This window comes from Cupriavidus consociatus (assembly GCF_017814975.1).
Lineage (GTDB): Bacteria > Pseudomonadota > Gammaproteobacteria > Burkholderiales > Burkholderiaceae > Cupriavidus > Cupriavidus consociatus.
In genome coordinates this window covers 109,651-130,027 of the sequence record NZ_JAGIQA010000024.1, presented here as the reverse complement: position 1 = coordinate 130,027, position 20,377 = coordinate 109,651, and the positions used below count along the sequence as shown (strand labels likewise).

The 20,377-nt window shown below is 68.1% G+C and carries 17 protein-coding genes; 8 read left to right on the top strand and 9 right to left on the bottom strand.

What is annotated here, in order from left to right:
• Positions 1 to 286 precede the first annotated feature (286 nt).
• From J8I82_RS27590 to J8I82_RS27580, 3 genes are all read left to right on the top strand, one after another.
• The gene (locus J8I82_RS27590) at positions 287 to 676 is read left to right on the top strand and encodes an OsmC family protein (RefSeq protein WP_209762013.1); all 390 of its coding nucleotides are present in this window, start codon (positions 287 to 289) and stop codon (positions 674 to 676) included.
• A gap of 399 nt (positions 677 to 1,075) precedes the next feature.
• On the top strand, positions 1,076 to 1,897 hold the full coding sequence (locus tag J8I82_RS27585) for a hypothetical protein (protein ID WP_209762012.1): 822 nt from the start codon (positions 1,076 to 1,078) through the stop codon (positions 1,895 to 1,897).
• Positions 1,898 to 2,123: 226 nt separating this feature from the next.
• Positions 2,124 to 2,864, top strand: a complete 741-nt coding sequence (locus J8I82_RS27580) for a DUF3047 domain-containing protein (RefSeq protein ID WP_209762011.1) — start codon at positions 2,124 to 2,126, stop codon at positions 2,862 to 2,864.
• On the opposite strand, the gene J8I82_RS27575 is transcribed toward J8I82_RS27580, so the two are convergent.
• The 6 genes from J8I82_RS27575 to J8I82_RS27550 all read right to left on the bottom strand — a co-directional run bounded on the left by J8I82_RS27575 (position 2,861) and on the right by J8I82_RS27550 (position 8,392).
• Positions 2,861 to 3,631 carry a lipoyl protein ligase domain-containing protein gene (locus J8I82_RS27575; protein WP_209762010.1) on the bottom strand — a complete coding sequence of 257 codons (771 nt, stop codon included), beginning with the start codon at positions 3,629 to 3,631 and terminating at the stop codon, positions 2,861 to 2,863. The two genes, J8I82_RS27580 and J8I82_RS27575, sit on opposite strands and share 4 nt — an antisense overlap.
• A 55-nt stretch (positions 3,632 to 3,686) precedes the next feature.
• The gene (locus tag J8I82_RS27570) at positions 3,687 to 4,028 is read right to left on the bottom strand and encodes a carboxymuconolactone decarboxylase family protein (RefSeq protein ID WP_209762009.1); all 342 of its coding nucleotides are present in this window, start codon (positions 4,026 to 4,028) and stop codon (positions 3,687 to 3,689) included.
• Between the two features lie 75 nt (positions 4,029 to 4,103).
• Positions 4,104 to 5,219 carry an acetoin dehydrogenase dihydrolipoyllysine-residue acetyltransferase subunit gene (locus J8I82_RS27565; RefSeq protein WP_209762008.1) on the bottom strand — a complete coding sequence of 372 codons (1,116 nt, stop codon included), beginning with the start codon at positions 5,217 to 5,219 and terminating at the stop codon, positions 4,104 to 4,106.
• On the bottom strand, positions 5,219 to 6,235 hold the full coding sequence (locus J8I82_RS27560; protein WP_209762007.1) for an alpha-ketoacid dehydrogenase subunit beta: 1,017 nt from the start codon (positions 6,233 to 6,235) through the stop codon (positions 5,219 to 5,221). The genes J8I82_RS27565 and J8I82_RS27560 overlap by 1 nt, the downstream gene beginning before the upstream one ends.
• 48 nt (positions 6,236 to 6,283) lie before the next feature.
• Positions 6,284 to 7,285: a thiamine pyrophosphate-dependent dehydrogenase E1 component subunit alpha gene (locus tag J8I82_RS27555; protein ID WP_209762006.1), complete on the bottom strand. Its 1,002-nt coding sequence runs from the start codon at positions 7,283 to 7,285 to the stop codon at positions 6,284 to 6,286.
• A 33-nt stretch (positions 7,286 to 7,318) separates the two neighbouring features.
• Positions 7,319 to 8,392, bottom strand: coding sequence for an ATP-NAD kinase family protein (locus tag J8I82_RS27550; RefSeq protein WP_209762005.1), 1,074 nt, complete (start codon positions 8,390 to 8,392; stop codon positions 7,319 to 7,321).
• Between the two features lie 367 nt (positions 8,393 to 8,759).
• Here J8I82_RS27550 and J8I82_RS27545 point away from each other — a divergent pair, with 367 nt between their 5' ends.
• From J8I82_RS27545 to J8I82_RS27530, 4 genes are all read left to right on the top strand, one after another.
• Positions 8,760 to 9,704, top strand: coding sequence for a YncE family protein (locus tag J8I82_RS27545; protein ID WP_209762004.1), 945 nt, complete (start codon positions 8,760 to 8,762; stop codon positions 9,702 to 9,704).
• A 138-nt stretch (positions 9,705 to 9,842) separates the two neighbouring features.
• The gene (locus tag J8I82_RS27540; protein WP_209762003.1) at positions 9,843 to 11,195 is read left to right on the top strand and encodes an MFS transporter; all 1,353 of its coding nucleotides are present in this window, start codon (positions 9,843 to 9,845) and stop codon (positions 11,193 to 11,195) included.
• Complete coding sequence (locus J8I82_RS27535; protein ID WP_209762002.1) at positions 11,192 to 12,160, top strand: amidohydrolase family protein; 969 nt, start codon at positions 11,192 to 11,194, stop codon at positions 12,158 to 12,160. The genes J8I82_RS27540 and J8I82_RS27535 overlap by 4 nt, the downstream gene beginning before the upstream one ends.
• Positions 12,161 to 12,220: 60 nt before the next feature.
• Positions 12,221 to 13,240, top strand: a complete 1,020-nt coding sequence (locus tag J8I82_RS27530; protein WP_245180159.1) for a LysR family transcriptional regulator — start codon at positions 12,221 to 12,223, stop codon at positions 13,238 to 13,240.
• Here J8I82_RS27530 and J8I82_RS27525 read toward each other — a convergent pair.
• Both J8I82_RS27525 and J8I82_RS27520 read right to left on the bottom strand, forming a co-directional pair.
• The gene (locus tag J8I82_RS27525; RefSeq protein ID WP_209762001.1) at positions 13,237 to 15,231 is read right to left on the bottom strand and encodes a sigma-54-dependent Fis family transcriptional regulator; all 1,995 of its coding nucleotides are present in this window, start codon (positions 15,229 to 15,231) and stop codon (positions 13,237 to 13,239) included. The two genes, J8I82_RS27530 and J8I82_RS27525, sit on opposite strands and share 4 nt — an antisense overlap.
• A 224-nt stretch (positions 15,232 to 15,455) precedes the next feature.
• On the bottom strand, positions 15,456 to 16,496 hold the full coding sequence (locus J8I82_RS27520) for an LLM class flavin-dependent oxidoreductase (protein ID WP_209762000.1): 1,041 nt from the start codon (positions 16,494 to 16,496) through the stop codon (positions 15,456 to 15,458).
• A 199-nt stretch (positions 16,497 to 16,695) separates the two neighbouring features.
• Between J8I82_RS27520 and J8I82_RS27515 the strand changes: the two genes are divergently transcribed.
• Positions 16,696 to 17,451 (top strand): IclR family transcriptional regulator, encoded by a 756-nt coding sequence (locus J8I82_RS27515; RefSeq protein ID WP_209761999.1) that lies wholly within the window; start codon positions 16,696 to 16,698, stop codon positions 17,449 to 17,451.
• A gap of 57 nt (positions 17,452 to 17,508) precedes the next feature.
• Here the strand turns inward: J8I82_RS27515 and J8I82_RS27510 are convergent, their stop codons facing one another.
• A complete protein-coding gene (locus J8I82_RS27510) occupies positions 17,509 to 20,313 on the bottom strand; it encodes a hypothetical protein (protein ID WP_209761998.1) in 2,805 nt (934 codons plus the stop codon).
• Between the last annotated feature and the right edge of the window lie 64 nt (positions 20,314 to 20,377).

Here is a 20,377-nt window from a genome sequence, read left to right as displayed (position 1 = left end):
CAATCTTTTTTTGCTGCGGTCAGCGCTGCAAACCTCGCCGCGCCAACCTCCCGGTCGACCCCGCAACCCTTGCTGCGTCTGCCTTTGCAGCGCCGCGTTGTGTTGCGAGGGGGCGAATATTAAGGGAGCGTGACAGGGTTGGCAAGCACTTTTTCGGAAAACTCCGAAAGCCCCGAAAAAGTGCAGCTTGCAACGCTTCCAATAAATGGTTGGCCGCGCCCTGTATAGAATGACTGCTCCGGCCCGCCGGGCCGCTTTCCTTTCTCCTATTAGATGGGGACGATCGATGACTATCCAAGCGACCTGGCAGCCGAGCCAGGGCAACACCATCTGCCACCTGAGCAACGGCACCGCCAAATGGCAGGCCGACCTGGATGCTTCCGCGGGCGGCGACACGAGCTATCCCAGCCCTCACGACTTGCTTGACTCCGCCTTGGCCGCTTGCACCACCCTCACGCTGCAGCTCTATGCCAAGCGCAAAGGCTACGCCATTGCCAGCATCCACGTGTCGATCGCCCATGAGGAAGCCAGCGGCACCTACACGCTGAAGCGCGAGGTCAAGGTCAATGGTGAACTGACGCCCCAGATCCTGGACGACCTCCTGCGGGTCGCCAACCGTTGCCCGGTACACAAGACCCTGTCCGGACAGATCGCAATCGAGACGTCGATCGGCTGAGAACCGACGGATTCCTGTTGTTTAGAAATGATAATCGTTATCATTTATATCCTCGGGTTCTGACACGACCTGAGTCAGCAAATGGGTTACCGGACACGCTTCGTGTCCGGTTTTTTCCTTGCCCCCTCCCACCTCAATCCGGGGCCGCTGACGCGCTCGCGTGCATTGGCATGTCATCGTCCTGACGCCAGCCCCGGGCTACCGTGCGCCTGATGCCGCTTCGCCCCACCCGATCGGGGGACGCCGGCTCCAGTGTGTTGGCTGACCAACGAAGGTTGCGTCGTATTCCGGCTCATCCGGCACCGCGCGCTTTGTCTGCGATGCAGCGCCGGCTTACCATGATCGAAACGCAGAACAAGAAAAAAGCGCATCCAGAAGCGTCGCGAGCGGGGGGAGTCCTTGACCAACTTCATTGAAGCGTATTGCTCTCAGGTACGGCTTGCGGGCGCCGCCGGCGTCATTGCCAGACCAGTCCTGGTTGCGCAAGACGGTACATACGCCATGCACTACGTACCGTGCGAATACCTGAACACGCAGGCGCAGCTGGTGCTCGTCAGCACCACCCCGGGCCATGCCCATGTGCGGCTGGCAGCGTCCGTGACCGAGGAACTGCTGCGCAGCCACGCGCCGGGCCGCATGATCCAGCGCGAGAACAAGCGTCGGGTGGAACTGGGCGGCAAGCTGGTGCGCCCGAACCTGATCCGCATGCTCGACCACTTCCGGGTACCAGAGCTGGTCGGCCTGCCACATGCCGCGGCACTGTGGAACGATGGCTTCGAGCGCCTGCAGCCGCTGGCCTTGCTGCCACATGCCACCACACGGCGCGGCCTTGCCTTTGACGGCCCCTTCGAAGATTTGATGGCGGCGCCCATGCTTCGCGAAGTCTTCGAAAACCAGTTTCTCGACACCGTCCGGCAGATGCGCACCGACGCTTTCTATATCGCGCTGGGGCGGACCGCCTGGGCCGGGGTCCGGCATGCTGTCAGCCGGCGGCTGATCGCGCGCCAGCAGCTGCTCGGCATGATGCCGGTACCCGCGCGAGCCGGCAGCATGGTGCGCTATTTCCTGCGCGAACTGTCAGTCAGCGACCTGTCGCCCAAGGATCCCGTGCGCCATCGCGTGGAATGGCTGGACGCCGCCCATGCCGAACTGGAAGCCAACGTCCGCAGGATCAAGGCGGCGTCTGAACCAGATCCGCATGGCTCCTACCTTATCGCGTAAGCGATCGCTTGCCTCTCAGACTCTGACGCATACGCCCCACCAAAGTGGGGTCTTGCGAGACCGTTCGGCGTCGATAACGTCTCTTGAGGAAACTGAACTCCTCGCATTCCCGATTGGCGGCCCCACGTGGGCCGCAATTTTTTTTGGCGCGGCCGGCGCGCGCTGCGGCACGGCGATGGCACGAGGCTTGCGTCACGCCCCGTGGCCATATTCCTCCCGATCGATCATGAGCGCCTCGCCTGCCTTGCGCCTCGCCTGTTGTGCCGCGCTGTTGCTGCCGCAGCTTCCCGTACAGGCCGCGGACGAACAGCCCGGGCTATCGGTTTCCGTGCGCAAGCCAGGTGCAGCGCTGCCAGACGGCTGGAAGAATTTACCGGTGGCCAACGGCAAGGCGCAGACCAGCTATCAGCTGGTGGCCGATGGCCGCACCACGGTGCTGCAGGCCGACGCAGAACACTCAGCCTCGGCGCTGATGCACGCGGGAGATGTCAATCTCTCCCGCACGCCCGTGGTGGCGTGGCGCTGGAAGGCGCAAGGCCCGATTCCCGGCGCGGACAACAGCGACGCTGCCCATGAGGATGCGCCGGCACGGCTGGTGTTTTTCTTCGAGGGCGACACGAGCAAGCTCTCGCTCGGTGACCGCGCGGCGATGCAGATGGCCAGGAGCCTCGGCGGTGAAGAACTCCCCTATGCCACGCTGATGTATGTGTGGTCCGACAGCGCCGAGCCGGGCAGCGTCATCGCCAACCCGCATACGGGCCGCGTGCAGATGATCATCGTCTCCGGCGCGCAAGGCGATGCCGGCAAATGGCAAAGCCTGCGCCGCAATGTGGTGCGGGACTACGAACGCGTGTTCCATGAGCAACCGGGCCCACTCAAGGCGTACGGCATTATGACCGACACCGACAACACCCACGGCGCCGCCCGCGCCTGGTATGGCGACATCCGCTTCCTGCCGGCAGACTAGGCCAACGAGGCCGGCGGGGGCGTCTGCGCGGCGCTGTGCCGCAGTGCGTGCGATACCTGCGCCATCAACTGGGCCTCGTCGGCGGCGGCATGCCCCTGCGCCAGCAGCGCCTCGCGCACGCTGACCACCTTGCCCGGATCATAGTGGCGCCCGCTGTCGATTGCCGCCTCGAAGGCATTGGCGCGGGCGTTGATCTGCCCCGGGTCGGCACTTACCAGCAGCACCGCATGCGCCAGAACCAGGTGCCGTTGCCCATCGTACGATTGCATGGCCGCGGGCGCGCGCCGCCAGTACTGCGCGGTGCCGGCGATCTTGCGCGCCGCCTCGGGCGGTCCCCATGCCAGGTTGAAGCGGCCGTCGCAGAACGAGCCGGCCACTGCCTGCCAATGGGTCGGCACGCCGAGCGCCAGCAGCCCCTTGCCGATGACCTCGCACAGGTGCAGGTAGACCGCATCGCTGAGCGCACCGGGCGGCTGGCCGACGGCATAGGCGAGGCTCAGGTTGAGAATGCCCGGGCCTTGCGGCACCAGTCCCCCGCCCGACATACGCAGGAACACCGGGCAGCCTTGCCGGGCGAACTCGGCGCGCGCCGCCTCGAAGCCGGCATGCCGCTGGTAGGTACGCGGCACCACCAGCGACAGTGGCGCTTCCCACAGTTGCGCGACCTGCCGGCCCTGCACGGCGAGTTCGAGCAGGGCCAGTTCGTCCTGCAGAGGATCCGCATGCGGCTGGCCGGCAGGCTCGGGCTCGACGAACACAAAGGGCATGGCGCGGCAGCGGTCGGGTGGCCGGTCGGGTAGCGATAAGCCGAGTCTAGCAAGGCTAGCCGTTGAGCGCATCGAAATAGGCCAGCGCCTTCGATGCATACATCACGCCCGGGCCGCCGCCCATCTCGATATTGAGCGCCAGCACTTCGGCCAGTTGCTCGCGCGTGGCGCCGTGGCGCAGCGCCTGCGCGGTGTGGAACAGCACGCAGTCGTCGCAGCCCTGCTGCACGGCCAGCGCGACCGCGACCAGCTCCTTGACCGCGGCGGGCAGGCCGCCTTCCTGCGTGGCGGCCTTCATCAGGCCCTGGAATGCGCTCATTGCCGCGGGCTGGGCCTGCGCCAGCGCGGCGAACTGCTTGTTGATCTGGCCGAGGCGGGTCTTCAGTTCTGTGCTCATAAAAAGCTGTCGTCGTGATTCGGTGGATGGAAGACAACCGCGGGCGGCAGCGCACGCCGCCGCCCGCGCCCGGCATCAGCCGCCGAGGTGCTGCCTGAGCAGCGCGTTGAAGTCGTTGGCCTTTTCCATCTGGCTCATGTGGCCGGCATCCGCAAAGACCTTGACCGTGGCATCGGGCGGCGCCGCCTCGGCATGCTCGGCCGGGATGATGCGGTCCTGTCCGCCCCACACCACCAGCACGCGCTTGCCGGTGCCGGCCAGCCGCTGGCCGGGCTGCTCCTTCTGCCTGCCGCCGGCGAACAGGTCCCGGCCCAGCGAGGTCAGCGCCTCGGTCACGCCATCCAGCCGCTTGTAGCGCAGCAAGTCGTCAAGCATCTGCCGGCTGACCAGCCCGGCATCCGCGAACAGCAGTTCGATCACCGGCTTCAGGTCCCGCCGCGACTGCGCATTGACGAAGCCCTCGGTATAGCCGCTATTGACCGCATCGCCGAAGCCCACCGGCGACACCAGCGCCACCGACAGCACCCGCTGCGGCGCGTCCACGGCGAGTTGCGCCGCCACGCCGCCGCCCATCGAATGGCCGACCAGGTGCGCCGCGCCGATGCCGGTTTCGTCCATGAAGCGCGCTACAAAGCCAGCCATCTGCGCCAGCGTCGTGCCCGCGAGCCGCGGCGACGACTGTCCATGGCCGGGCAGGTCCAGTGCCACGACCGTGTACGTGTCGGCAAGGGGATCGAGGTTGAACAACCAGTTGTCCAGATCACCGCCAAAGCCGTGGATGAAGAGCACGGTCTCGGCGCCGCTGCCCTTGCGGGCGTAGCGGACGCGGACGCCGTCCACGTCGGCGAACTGGTACGCGGCGGCGGCGTCTTCCTCGTCGCCCTCGTCCGCGGGCGCTTCATAAGCCGATACATACGCGTCGATATCCGCATCGCTCACCTCCGCCGGAGCCAGCACGCCGAGCAGCGCCTTGACCGGCAGCACGTCGCCGGCCTGCGCCACCTTGCGGCGCAGCGTGCCGGCATCCGGCGCCTCCACCGCATTGGCGATCTTGTCGGTTTCCACATCGAGGATCGGCATGCCCACGGTAATCTGGGTGCCCTCGTCGACGAGCCAGTCATTGACCGTGCCTTCCTTCATCGACAGGCCCCACTTGGGCATCACGATCGGGGTAATTGCTGCCGTTGCCATCAGTGCTTGCCTCCCTTCACGGTCTTGCGCGCGGCGGCAGCGATCTGCGCCGCGCCGGGGATATACAGGTCTTCCAGCGTGGGCGAGAACGGCACCGGCGTATGCGGCGGGCACACCATCTCGATGCCGGCCTTGAGCGCGCCAAATGCCTGCTGCACGACCTGCGCGGAGATATCGGTGGCGATATTGCAGCGCGGGCTGGCTTCATCTACCACCACCAGGCGGCCGGTGTTCTCGACCGACTCCAGCACCGTGTCCATGTCCAGCGGCGACAGCGTGCGCAGGTCGATGACCTCGGCCTCGATGCCCTCCTTGGCAAGTGTGGCCGCCGCTTCCAGCGCGCGGTGCACCATCAGCCCGTAGGTGACGATCGACACGTCCCTGCCGTCGCGCACGATATTGGCCTCGCCGAACGGGATCGCGTACGCGCCCTCCGGTACCTCGCCTTCCAGCCCGTACAGGTTCTTGTGCTCGCAGAAGATCACCGGATCGTTGTCGCGGATCGCCTGGATCAGCAGGCCCTTGGTGTCATACGGCGTCGATGGGCACACCACCTTGAGCCCGGGGATATGCGTGAACAGCGGCGTCAGCATCTGGCTGTGCTGCGCGGCCGCACGGAAGCCCGCGCCGACCATGGCGCGGATCACCACGGGGGTTTCGGCCTTGCCGCCGAACATGTAGCGGAACTTTGCCGCCTGGTTGAAGATCTGGTCGAAGCACACGCCCATGAAATCGATGAACATCAGCTCGGCGATCGGGCGCATGCCGCAGGCCGCGGCGCCGATGGCCGCGCCCACATAGGCCGACTCCGACAGCGGCGTATCCAGCAGCCGGTCGCCATGCTTGGCATACAGCCCCTTGGTCACGCCCAGCACGCCGCCCCAGGCGTCCTTCTCACCGTCCGCGCCCGCGCCGCCGACAATGTCTTCGCCCAGCATGATGACGCTGGGGTCACGGGTCATTTCCTGGTCGATCGCCTCGTTGATCGCCAGCTTGATGCTCAGTTTGCGAGCCATGTTTGTCTCCTGATAGTTCGGTTAGCCGTCTTGTTGGCGAGAGGCGGATCAATAGCTGACGTAGACGTCGGTGAGCAGGTCTTCCGGGCCGGGCAGCGGCGCAGCCTTGGCTTCCTGCACGGCGTGCTCGATCAGCGCGGCGACTTCGCGGTCGATGGTGTCGAGTTCCTCGCGCGCGATCACGCCGGCCTGCGTCACGGTGCGGGCAAACAGCTTCAGGCAGTCCTTGTTGGCGCGGATGTCGTCGAGTTCGCCGGCGGCGCGATAGGTCTGCGCATCGCCCTCGAAATGGCCGTAGAAGCGGACCATCTTGCATTCGAGCAGCGACGGGCCGCCGCCTTCGCGCGCGCGGCGGATGACTTCGCCGGCGGCCTCGTGCACGGCGAAGAAGTCGGTGCCGTCGACAGTCACGCCCGGGATGCCAAAGCCTGCGGCGCGATCGACGTAGCTGTCGACCGCCGTGCCGTAGTCGCGCGAGGTCGACTCGGCATAGCCGTTGTTCTCGATCACGAAGATCACCGGCAGGTTCCACACCGCGGCCAGGTTCAGGCTTTCCAGGAAGGTGCCCTGGTTGGAAGCGCCATCGCCGCAGAAGGTGATGCCGACCTCGCCCTTGCCGCGGAACTTGGCCGCCAGCGCGGCGCCGCAGATCAGCGGCGCACCCGCGCCGAGGATGCCGTTGGCGCCCATCATGCCCTTGGACAGGTCGGCGATATGCATCGAGCCGCCCTTGCCGTTACAAGAGCCGCCCTTCTTGCCATAGATCTCCATCATCATCGCCACCGGATCCACCCCCTTGGCAATGCAGTGGCCGTGGCCGCGGTGCGTGCTGGCGATGCGGTCGCCATCGTGCAGGTGGTGCAGGATGCCGACGCCCGCGGCCTCCTCGCCCGCATACAGGTGGACAAAGCCCGGGATGTCGCCACGCGCGAAGTCCACGTGCAGGCGCTCCTCGAAATCGCGGATGGTGCGCATTTTCCGGTACGCCGTCAGCAGCGTCTCCTTGTCGAGCGGCAGCGCGCTGGAATCTTGTGAAGCTCTGGCTGTCATGTCTGTCTCCTTCGTTCTATCAAGGTTTGCACTTCAGGAAAGGCAGGTAAGCAACGGGTTGCTGCTGCGCATCAGCCGATGCTGCGCGGCATAGCGCATGCAGCCCGCCACGTCGATGCTGCGAAAAGCGTGTTCATGCAGGGTCACGGTGACTTCGTCGTCCGGCCCGAAGGCCAACTCGCGTTCGCCGTCGAGTGCGACGATGCCGCTGCGCTGGCGCACGCGGTGCGGGCGGCCGTGCTCGAGCCGCTCCCAGCCGGCAACCGGCACCGTGCACAGCAGTCCCGGCGCGATCGGTGCGCGCAGGTCGAATTCGCCCTCGCCGGGCGCTGCCAGCTCGATCGCCAGGCCGCCGGGATCGCGCCGGCCCAGCGGTTCGAGCAGGCCGGCGATGGCTGACAGGCCGATGGCCTGCGGATCGGCAAACGACACATAGACCGCGGCGAGCGTGTCGGTCTTCCACAAGGCGCGCGCGCCGATGAAGTGCTCGTGCGAAATCACCGCATCCACCAGCGCGATGTCGCGGCGAAAGCCGCCGTCGCCGTCGCGGATGACGATGTCGAGCCGCTTGTTGGAGGCAAGCGCTTGCTTGTCGGGAACGCGCCCGGTGGCGTAGAGCCCGGTGGCGAGGCCGGTAATGGTGGGCTCGCGCATCTCCGGGTAGGCGTTGTTGGTGCCGGTCGACAGGCCTGCAATGGGAACACCGCCGCATTCGCGCACCACCGCGCGATGCGTGCCGTCGCCGCCGAGCACGATGATGGCGGCCACGCCGGCATCGGCCATGCAGCGCGCGGCGTGCAGCGTGTCGTCGACACGCGCAGTCACGGGCATATCGACGTATTCGACGGCAGGCAGGCCGGAGTCGGGGCCTTGCCGGCGCGCCAGGTGCCGCGCCAGCATGACGCGCAGTCCTTCGCGGTCCGGCATCATCAGCACGCGGCCTACGCCGCACGCCGCGAGCGCGGACAGCAGGCGCAGCACGATATTCACGCGATCGGCCAGTTGCAGGCTGTTGGCGTTGGCGATCACGCGGCGGATATCGCGCGCGGAAATCGGGTTGGCGATGATGCCGACCAGTGGCGTGCCGGCGACGGCTGCGTGCCCCATTGCCTGTCTCCTGTTGTCGTTGTGGTGACAGGCAAATTGCAATGGCTGTGCCAGTGCGCGGAAGCCGCTGCGAGATCGGAAAACATCCCTCCGGCGCCGTTTAATTTAAGGGATAACCCGCACGATTTGCCATGCTCCGCGCGGCAAACAGCCCAGCGCGGCGGTCACGGCGAGACAGGTGTCACAGTGCAGTTGTACAGACTGGACAACCGTATCGCGCAGCGGCGGCCGCGGGTGCGGCCGATTACTTCCGGGAATACCTCACTGTGCAATATTCAGTGGTTGGTGACGGCTTCCTGCGCCAGACTCTCCTCCTCAAACAACGACCTGCTTCGCCATGCCGCCGCGAAGCCAATGAGGAGACAGAATGGATACGCGCTGGATCGCAGTGCTGGTGGAGAAGTTCGGCCACAGCTTCAGCGGCTATGACCTGGAAAGCGGTGCGCGCCGCTTCAGCGTGCCGCTGCCGGACTACCCACATGAGTTCGTGGTCGACCGCGCACGGCTGCGCGGCTATGTCGGCCACTACGGGGTACAGACCTTTGCGCATGCCGGCGATGGCGGCGCCTCGGTGTGCTGCGTCGATATCGCCGGCGGAGAGCGTGAAGGCGACCTGGACTGCGCGCCTTTTCATCGCATCCACGGGCTGCAGATTGACGCGCGAGGCCGCGTCTATGCACTGAGCGAGCGCGACAACATGCTGCTGGTGTTCGAAGCGCCGTGGGAGAGCCGCACGCCGGCGCGCGCCGTGCCGTCCGGCGGCGTCAAAAGCCACCTGTTCGTACTGACGGGCGACGGGCAACGCGCCTACGTGACCAACCTGCTGTCGCACACGGTAACGCTGGTCCACCCCTACGATGCGAGCCGGCCGCCGCGCGCTGCCCACGCCGGCCGGCGGCCTGAAGGCTGCTGCCTGAATCCCGACGAATCCCTGCTCTATGTCTCCAGCCGCGACGACCATACCATCGCGCGGCTCGACGCCCACACGCTGGAAGTGCTCGGCACGGTCGCCACGGGCGAGGATCCCACCCGACTGTACTGGTCGCCTTGCGACCGCTTGTTCGCGCTCAACTATGGCGAGCGCAGCCTGCGCATCTTCGACCCGCACACGCTGGTCGAGCTGGCACGGGTCGATACCGGCGCCAAGCCGATCGCACTGGCATTCCATCCAGCCGACCCTGGCCGCGCCTGGCTTGCGCTCAACGACCACAGCGTCAGCGAACTGGACCTTCGCACGCTGGCGTTGCGCCATGCCTTTGACACCGGCAAGGAGCCGGACGGCCTCGCCATCCTGGCGCTGCCGCCCCGATAAGCGCGAGCTTCCACAGGCCCGTCAACGCAACCGTCGGCCGGCACTCATACCATTTCATCGCAGCACAGGCGCAGGCGCTAAAGCAGCCGCCGAAGCAGCCGCCGAAGCAGCGGCTGAAGGCGCCCATGAAGGAGACCCATGAACATCCCGCAGCAAGCGCGAGCCGACAAAGCCGTCGCCCTCGATTCTCCTGCCGGCGCGACGCCCGGCACCGCCTCGGCCACCGCCCGGATTCCCGCGCAGCGCTGGTGGCGCATCATCCCGCCCATCCTGATGGTGTGCATCGTGTCATATATGGACCGGGTCAATATCGCCTTTGCCATGCCGGGCGGCATGAACGAGGCGCTTGGCATCGGTGCCGGCATGGCGGGCCTGGCCGGCGGCATCTTCTTCGCCGGCTACCTGTTGCTGCAGATTCCGGGCGGCAAGCTGGCCGTACGCGGCAGCGGACGAAAGTTCATCGGCTGGTCGATGCTGGCGTGGGCCGTGATCTCCGTGCTGACCGGCCTCGTGCGCAACGAGACCGAGTTGCTGATCCTGCGCTTCGCACTCGGCGTGGCCGAGGGCGGCATGCTGCCGGTGGTGCTGACGATCGTCGGCAACTGGTTTCCAGACCACGAGCGCGGCCGGGCCAATGCGCTGGTGATCCTGTTCGTGCCGATTGCCGGCATGATTACCGCGCCGCTGTCGGGACTGGTCATCGCCGCGCTGGACTGGCGCTGGCTGTTTATCATCGAAGGCGGTATCTCGGCGCTCTGCCTCGGCGTCTGGTTGGGATTGGCCTGCGACCGGCCGCAGGAGGCCCGCTGGATTTCCTCGGCGGAGCGCGATTACGTACTGGCGCAGCTGGGCGCGGAGCAGCAACGGGCGGCGCCAGCTGCCGCTGCGACAACGAACCATGCGACTACGCGCACGGTGATCTTGCGGCTGCTGTCGGATACCGTGATCCGTCGCCTGATCGGCCTGAATTTCCTCTACCAGGCCGGCATCTATGGCTATACGCTGTGGCTGCCCACCATCCTCAAGGACCTGACCCACGGCGGCATGGGCCAGGTCGGCCTGCTGGCGATGGTGCCGTACATGGGAACCATGGCCGGCATCCTCGTGGTGTCTGCCTGGTCGGACCGAAGCGGGAAACGCCGCGCCTTCGTGATGTGGCCCTTGCTGGGCTTTGCCGCCTGTCTGGCCGGATCGGTATGGTTCCATGCCAATACCTGGCTGGCCTATGGTCTGCTGGTCGGCTGCGGCGTGTTCCTGCAAGCCGCCGCGGGCGTATTCTGGACCCTGCCCCCGCGACTGCTTGCCGCAGACGACGCGGGCGTGGCGCGCGGCCTGATCAACGCGCTCGGCAATCTTGGCGGCTTCTGCGGTCCGTATGCAGTTGGGCTCCTGATCCAGTATTTCGACGCTGGCGTGGGCGTCTACATGCTCGCTTGCGCGCTCGTGCTGGCTGCCGTGCTGACCGCCACCCTGCCGGAGTCCTGCCGATGACGCGCCACGCCTTGCCTGCCGGCGAGCGCCTGGCGATCGTCGATGCCCACCACCATCTGTGGCAACTCGATTGCGGGCACTACCCGTGGCTGCAGGAGGGGTACCAGCCGGCAACGTTCTTTCTCGGCGACTACCAGGCCTTGCGCCATGACTATCTGGCGGCTGAGTACCGGCGCGATACGGCGGACGTATCAGTGCTGGCAACCGTCCACATCGAGGCCGAGCGGAACCGGAACGAAGCCATTGCCGAGACGGCGTGGCTGCATGAGCCCCGCTGGCCCCAGGGCATGGCCGCCTCCGTGGTCGCTTACGCCCCGCTCGGCACCGCAAACTGCGCCGAGCTGCTTGCGCGCCAGGCGAGTTTTGCGCGGGTGCGCGGCATCCGCTGCAAACCGCTGACGGCATCCGCTCCTGGCGAGTCGGTTGCGGGCCGGGCCGGATCGATGCAGGATCCCGCCTGGCTGGAAGACCTGGCACGGCTGCCGCGCCAGGGGCTGTCGTGGGACCTGCGCGTGCCGTTCTGGCATCTGCAAGAGGCGGCGCAGGTGGCCGCCGCCCTGCCCGAGCTGGCGATCGCACTGAATCATGCCGGCTTGCCGCTGGACCGGTCGGAAGCCGGGCTGGCGCACTGGCGGCGCGGCATGCAAGCGCTGGCCGCCTGCCCGAACGTGATGGTCAAGTTGTCCGAGTTCGGACTGCAGGGCGGCCGCTGGGATGCGGCTGGGAACCGCCGCATTGTGCGCGAGACGCTTGCCATCTTCGGACACGAGCGCGCCATGTTTGGCAGCAACCTGCCGGTTTCGTCGTTGAGCGCCGCGTTCGGCACGGTGCTGCGCATGGTGACCGACGCGCTGCCGGACCCCCTCGCCAGGCAACGGGTGTTGGCCGGCAATGCTGTGCGCTTCTACCGTATTGGCGCCGGGCACATGTCCTCGGCACCAGCCCAAGACAGCGCAATGTGTTGATTCCGGTCGCAGTGTGGTCCGCCATGCGTGCTATAAAACCGGCGTCCACCGTACACTGCCATGCCCGAATTCCTTACCCAGCTCAGCAACGCCGCCACGCTGCGCAAGCGCCTGCAGATGCGCCATCTTCGCCTGGCGCTGGCACTCGCCGAACACGGCTCGCTGCGTGGCGCCGCCAGCGAGATGGCGCTGACCCAGCCTGCGGCGACCAAGGCACTGCACGAGCTGGAAGACACCGTCGGAACGCTGCTGTTCACGCGCCACGCCCGCGGCATCACGCCAACCGTGTTCGGCGAGGCCCTGATCCGCTATGCGCGCGTGGCGTTGTCCGATCTCGATGCCTTGCACGACGAGCTTGCCGCCATCGCCGCGGGCGAGATCGGCAAGGTGCGCATCGGCGCGATCCTGGCACCGGTGCCGGACCTGCTGGCCGGCGCCATCAACGGGCTCAAGGCACGCCACCCGCAGCTGCACATCGCACTCCAGGTGGATACCAGCGACGTGCTGGTGCAGGCGCTGCGGCAGGATGCACTGGACGTGGTGGTCGGCCGTATCCCGGCGGGGTCGCTTGCCGAGGACCTGGCTTTCGAGCCCCTGTGCGAGGAAGTCCTGTCGATCGTTGCGCGCCCCGGGCATCCGCAGGCAGGCAAGCGCAGCGTACGGCTAGCGGGCCTGTCGCGCTATCCATGGATCATCCAGCCTGCCGCCAGCCCGATGCGCCAGATCATTGACCAGACCTTTCGCGATGCGCGCGTGCCCTTGCCGGAGGATGTCATCGAAACTTCTTCCATCATGGCGACGCTGCCGCTGCTGGCGGGCAGCGACCGCATCGCCGTGGTACCCAGCGCGATCGCCGGCTATTTCGCCGCAATGGGCGCGCTGGCAATCCTGCCGGTGGCAATGCGAGGCCGACTGGTGCCCTACGGCATCGTGTCGCGCAAGCGCCGTACCGCCACGCCCGGCGTGCGCTTGCTGATCGATGCGCTGCACGCGGCGTGCGCGGCCGGCGGCTCGCCACCGGCTTCCACCGCAGTCATCCCAGTCACCGCAACCACCAGGACCGGGCGTCCGCGTGGCTAGCTGCCCGCGCCGCCGTCGCGCCGGTTCGGCGACTGGATCCCGTAGCGCTCCATGCGCCGGTACAGCGTCATGCGGCTGATGCCGATCTGGCGAGCGACCGCGCTCAGGTTCCAGCCGGAAGCACGCAGGTACTGCATCAGCAGCATGCCTTCGGGTGGCAGCTGGTGCGGGTCGGATGGCGCGGCGTCGCTGTCGCCGGCAACCGGCGCAGCTTGTGGCGGTGCAGCGGGGATGGCTGCCGTCCCGAGGCCGTCAGGCAGGTCGTGCTCGTCGATATAGCCGCCGGTGCAGACGGCGCGCGCGTATTCCAGCACGTTGCGCAGCTCGCGCAGGTTGCCCGGCCAGCGATGGCAATGCAGCCGCTCGCGCGCCGCCGGCGACAGCGTCACGGGTGCGGCCGCGCCTTCCTGCAGCAGCTTGGCCATCAGCCAGTCAAGGTCGTTGCGCGCGCGCAGCGGCGGCAGTTCGAAACGCGCGCCGTTCAGGCGGTAGAAGAGGTCCTCGCGAAAGCGTCCTTCGGCGACCAGTTGCTCCAGGCCGTGGTGCGTCGCGGAAATGACGCGCAGCCGCACCGGCACGGGCCGCGCGGCGCCGACCGGCAGCACCTCGCCCTCGGCCAGCACGCGCAGCAGCCGCGACTGCAGCTCGCGCGGCATGTCGCCGATCTCGTCCAGGAACAGCGTGCCGCCGTCGGCTTCCTGGATCAGCCCGCGCTTGCCGCGCGGGCCGGCGCCGGAGAAGCTGTTGGGCAGGTGGCCGAACAGTTCGCTCTCGATCAGCGTTTCCGGGATCGCCGCGCAGTTCACCGCGATGAACGGGCCGCCGCGGCGCGTGCTGGCCTGGTGCAGGGCCTTGGCGAAGAACTCCTTGCCGCTGCCGGTTTCGCCGTGGATCAGCAGGTTGATTGGCGAATCGACCAGCCGCGCGGCGCGCTGCAATTGCTGCCGCAGCGCGGCGTCGCCGCCGGTCAGTGCGGCCAGCGCCTCGGGCATGGCCACCGGCGCTTCCTTCGCCGGTGCCTGCCAGCGCAGCGCGGGCGGCATCACGCTCAGGTACAGCAGCCCGCCGCTGCGGTTCAGCGCCACCAGCCGCTGCTCGCTGGGCCGGGAATAGACATAGTTGCCCAGGTCTTCCAGGCGGGCGCCGAACAGCGCCTCGAAGCGCTGGCCGAGCACGGTGGCGCCGGCCGCGCCACTCAGCTCACCCTCCAGCATCAGCCGGGCGCGATGGTTGTGGCCGACGATGCAGCCCACCTCGTCCAGCGCCAGCAGGTATTCGGGATTGACATCGACGAACTCCGGCGCCACGTTCAGCTTCAGGATCCAGTCGCGCCGGTGCGCGCGCAGGAAGTTGGCGTTCTCGATATGGGCGGCATAGATGCGTACCAGCTGCAGCGCCAGCCCCTGGCTGTCCTTGGCGTGCGGCGAGGTCAGCGCGGAGATGTCGAGGATGGCGTGCAGGTTGCCGTGCGTGTCGAACAGCGGCGCGGCGGTACAGGTCAGCGGGATATGGGTCGCATCGAAATGGTCGGCCTGGTGCACCGTCAGTGCCTGGCCGGTGACCAGCGCCGTTCCCACCGCGCAGGTGCCGGCGCCGCTCTCGCTCCATTCCGCGCCGAGGTAGAGGCCCGCGTGCCGCAGTGCGGCATCGGTGCGCGCGTCGCCGATATAGTCGACCGTCACGCCTTGCGCATCGGTCAGCAGCACCACGTATCCCAGCGCCGCTACCTGGCCGTACAGGCTCTGCAGGCCGTGGCGCGCGATGCGGGCGAAATCGTCGATGCGTTCCTGGTGTTCGCGCAGCCGCGGCTGCGGCAGAATGCGCGCTTCCTGCATGCGCGAGGGATCGAGCCCGTACTGGTGCACGCAGCGCCGCCATGAGTTCTGGATGATGGCGTCGTGCGCGATCCGGTCCGCCAGCACGGCGGGCGGGGCTAGGTATGTGGTGGCCTGGACCACCGTCTCGATGTGCTCGCGTTGCCGCAGGTCCATCGCTGTCTCCTGGTCGTCGCTGCCGTCGGCCCCGCGAGTCTGCTGAGGGGGCGGTGGATCGGGCGGACTGTGCGGGCGCGTGCCTGAGTGGCCACGCCTCTGTCTGGTCTCGGCCTTCTAATGTATCCGAGCGCATCGGCGAGATGCAAACCAGAATGGCAAACAGGAATGACGAGACGGCGGCAAGCGCACGTCGCAAGTGCGGCGTGCGCCATACCGAATGCTCAGAATGCGGCGTTGGCCTTGAGGCTGCGCGCCGCGCCGGCGGCGATCTCGAAGGAGCGCAGCCGCGCCTGGTGGTCGTAGATCTGGCCGGTCAGCATCAGCTCGTCCGGCTGCAGGTCCTCGACAAAGCGCTGCATGCCCGCGCGCACCGTCTCCGGATCTCCCACCACCGAACACGCCAGCGAGCGGCGGATATGGTCGGCCTCGCTCTCGGTCCACAGCGACTCGATGTCGTCCACGGGCGGACGCAGCTGCCCCGGCGTGCCGCGCACCAGCGCCAGGAACTGCTGCTGCAGCGAGCTGAACAGGCGGCGCGCCTCGTCGGCGCTGTCCGCTGCAAAGACGTTGAAGCCCAGCATCACGTACGGCCGATCCAGCGATTCAGAGGGCCGGAAGGTGCGGCGGTAAAGGTCGAGCGCCTGGCGCATGAAGCCCGGCGCGAAATGCGAGGCAAAGGCGAACGGCAGCCCCATTGCCGCGGCCAGCTGCGCGCTGAACAGGCTCGAGCCCAGCAGCCAGAGCGGTACCTTCAGGCCGGCACCGGGGACGGCGCGCAGGCGCTGGCCGGGGCGCACGTCATCGAAATACGCCTGCAGTTCTTCTACGTCCTGCGGGAAAGTGTCGGCGCTATCGCTGCTCAGATGGCGGCGCAATGCGCGCGCGGTGGCCTGGTCGGTGCCGGGTGCGCGGCCCAGCCCCAGGTCGATGCGGCCCGGGTACAGCGAGGCGAGGGTGCCGAACTGCTCGGCAATCACCAGCGGCGAATGGTTGGGCAGCATCACGCCGCCGGAGCCCACGCGGATGGTCTGCGTGCCGTTGGCGACATAGCCGATCAGCACCGCGGTGGCGGCGCTGGCGATGCCCGGCATGTTGTGGTGCTCGGCCAGCCAGTAGCGGTGGTAGCCCAGCCGTTCGGCATGGCGCGCCAGGTCGAGCGAGTTGCGCATGGCCTGGCCGGCGTCGCTGCCCTGCGGAATGGGCGCCAGGTCGAGCACCGAATAAGCGATGCCGTTGCCGGCGGGGAGAGAGTCGCGATTCATGTTGTGGTCTGGCGGGCGGCGTACGCCACACGCGCGCCGCCCGCTGCAATGCGGATGGTTCGCTATGTTAGTGAGCCCGCGCGGATCGTGCTGGCGACGGATTTGCGGCCCTGCGGGCGGCGTGGGTATCTCCCGACGGCAAGGATTGAGCCGCGCGCCGCTTGCCCTTACCATTCAGCCCGATGCGAAGGAACGATCGATGACTCTCAAGACACTGGACGGCGCGCTGGCCCTGCTGACTCACTTCACCGTGCGCCAGCCCACCTGGGGCGTGCGCGAACTGGCCAAGCACAGCGGCGTGCATTACGCCGTGGTGCACCGCGTGCTGGCGACCTTTGCCGCCAACGGCTTCCTGGTGCAGGACGCGGCCACCGGCAAGTATTCGCTGGGGCTACGGCTGTTCGAGCTGGGACAGGTGGTGCGCAAGAGCTTCTCGCCGGACGAGATCGTGCGCCCGGTACTCGAAAAACTGGCCGCGCAAAGCGGCGAGACCGTATTCCTGTCGTGGCTCGACGGCCATGAAGGGCTGTGCGTGGGGCTGGTGCAGAGCCAGCACCAGCTGCGTTTCTCGATCGAGCTGGGCGAGCGCTTCGTGCTGTACGCGGGAGCGCATGCCAAGGCGATGCTCGCCTTCCAGGACGATGCCTTCCGCGACGAAGTCTACCGCCAGGGCATGGCACGCATGAGCCCGCACACCACGCTGGACCGCGAGCGCATCGAGCAGCAGCTGGCCGAGGTGCGAGAACGCGGCTGGGCGCATACCCGCGAGGAAGCCGCGGCCAGCGTGGCCGGGCTGGCGCTGCCGCTGTGGTCGCGCGACCGCAGCGCGGTGGTGGGCTCGGTGGCCATTGCCGGGCCGCAGCAGCGCCTGGACGAGGCCGCCGTACCGCGGCTGCTGGAGGCCTTGCGCGACGCCAGCGGCCGGCTGGAGGACGTGATCGGCTTCGTGCGTTGATCCGACGCTATGGCCAACGCTATGGCCAACGTTATCGCCATCATTCAGGCGATTCGATCAGCCCAGCAGCGCCTTGCCCACATCGCCGCCAAGCACGCGCTGGCCGATCGCATGGCCCAATGCGCGATAGCTTTCCCATTGCGCTTCATCGAAGAACTGGTCGATGGTGCCTTCCTGCGGGAAGGCCGGATGCGTGGCGCCATAGTGCCGCACGTCGGCCGGCGCCCATGACACCAGCCGCGGCTTGAGCAGCACGATGCGGCAGACCTGCGCGCGCGGCGCCGCGCAGGCCGGGTCGGTGCTGTACACGTTGAGCAGCACCGCGCATTTGTCGGCGGCAGGGCCGCTGCCCGCCGCGCCCGGCAGGAAATCGTCAGGCACGCCGAAGACGCGGCTCAGCACCGGGTGCGTGGCGGCCTCGGTATCGACGACGATCTCGAGGCCATGGTCGATGCGCGCGAGGCGGATCAGGTTGGCGAGGTCGCCGAAGCGATAGTCCCGGTCGCCGCCACAGTCGCACAGCACGATCAGCGCGACGTCCCGGCCCGGACGCAGCAGTTCGTAGACACCGGTACTGTCGAAATGCCCGCCGTCCGCCAGGTATTGCCAGCCGCGCCGCGTGCCATGGAAGCGGGCGCTCAGCTCGCACCCCAGGTAATACTGCGTGCGGAACATGCCGGCGGCCAGCCACGGATGCGTTGCGCGTTCGGGATGGCGCCACCGCTCGCCCTCGCGTCCGCCCTGGCGCGCATACCTGGCCGGGTACGACGGCCACCACGTGCCCAGCCGCAGGTTGGCCAGGCCCAGCAGCAGCGAGGTCCCGAGGGTGGTGGCCCGGCCCAGCCCCGTTGACACTGCCGCGCCCGAGATGGCGATCCAGTCGCCAACCGTGAGCGATTGCGCCAGCTTGCCCGACGAGGGCCATGACGCATCCGGACAGCACTGCCAGCCGTCGATGGTGAAGCGCGCATAGGCATCCGGCGCGATGGTGGTTGCGGCGCCGGGCTGGGCCACGCTGGCGCCGGGCGCCAGGCACAGCGGCTTGCCTTTGCGGTCGCGCTGGACCAGTTGCTCGGCCGGATCGACGGTCAGTTTCAGCGTCACGTTGATCAGGTGCAGCGGCGCCAGCACGCGCGGATCGTAGTAGGCGTTGAGGCCGAGCTGGTCGCCGGGCACGGGCTCCGCCACGCTGAAGCGCGCGCGCCGGCGGCGGTCCGCGACCGGATCGGGATCGGGCGCGGCAAAGCGCTCGCCATTGGACGCGCCAAGGTAGGCGCGCGTGAGGCGCGCCGCGTAAAAGGGCTGCAGCGTGGAAAGGTTCAGGAACCCGGTAAAGCGGCCGGCGACCAGCGCCAGCACCAGCGCCACGACCGTCAGCGTTGCCAGCGCCGGCCCGGTGTAGGCCGTGCCGTACACCAGCCAGTCGACCGGCTCGCGGCCATCCCAGCGCACCCACAGCACCAGCCACGACCACAGCACGAACAGCAGCAGCGCCAGCACCGCCGCTGCCGTGCCGGCCAGCAGCGAGACCGGCAAGCGTGCCCACAGCGCGCGCCAGGCGGTCTCGGCGCTACCCTTGCGGCCTTCGTCGAGCCAGCGCGCGCCGTAGCGCACCAGCCAGACCAGCACGCCAAGCACACCCGCCGGCAGCGCCGCGCCCCACGGATGATGCGCGGCATGGGCATACAGGTAGGCGGTCCGCGCGGCGGTATCGGCCACGCCCAATGCCGCCAGCCACAGCGTCAGCGTGAGCGCCGTGCGCAGCGCACGCGTGGCGCGCACGCGATAGCCGGACACGGTGCGCGGCTCGCCTTGCAGCATCACCAGGCAGCTCAGGACGCCCAGCCACGTCAGCGCGCCCAGCGCGGCAAAGAGCTGCGCCGGGACCAGGTTCGCACCAAGCCATTCCGACCAGCGCGCGGCGGCCAGCAACAGCAGGCCGAGCAGTGTCGCCACCAGCGGCGCGGGGCTGAGAAAGCGCGCCGGCGCCTGCGGGTCGTTGGCGCGCGGGTAGACCAGCCAGTACGCCAGGCCGGGCGGCACCGCGCCGATCACCGCCGTGGCCAGCGGCAGCCACAGCCAGGGGCTCCACCAGATCGCGCACTCGCCCTGGTTAAAGGCCTGCCGCGCATCGTGCAGTAGGTCCATCTCATAGCGTCCGAAGCCGTACCACGCTCCCGCGGCGCCATGCAGCAGCAGCGCAAGCATGGACAGCAATACCAGCAGCGCGCTCCCGATCACGAAGTGCATGGCCACCCAGTTGCGCATCACCAGCGCGGCGGCATAGAGGTTGTCGCCGGCGCCCGTGGGCGACAGGTAGCGACCGTTCTCGCGCAGCCACGCGACCGCGCCGCGGCCGGGATCGGCGGCATAGGAGGCCGAGGTGTGGATGCGCCCCGGCGGCTCGCATTGGAGCGTGTGGTAGGCCTCGGCCGCAGCCTGGACCGGGCCGGTGTCGCGGCGCAGGCGACCCGGCACGAACAGGCTGACGAAGAAGGCCCCGAGGTAGCCGCCGCCGCTGACGGTGGACAGGTAGTCGAACCGGGCCAGCAGCGAAGCCAGTCCGGGCACGGTCTGCGCCGCGGCAGCGGTGCTCGCTGCGGGAGTTGGAGGCGCCTCGCTGTTCGAGGCGGTGTTCGTGGCGGTGTTCGCGGCGGCGGCGGCGGTGCTGGCCGGCATGGCGGTGCCCGCCATCGCCTGCATCACGCCCAGGCAGAACGTGGCGCTGCGGATGCCGCCGCCCGAAAGCGCCAGCGCCCAGTTGCGCTGGCCCTCGTGCGTGCGCGGCCCGATGCCGAGCTGGCGGCGCCGATGCGCGATGCGGGCCGCTTCGTCGCCGAAACCGTGGTCTTCCGCAGCCATGGGCGCCTCCCCAGTAGCAGTCGGTCTGCGCCAAGTATAGGCAACGGCGCATGGTCGATATTCG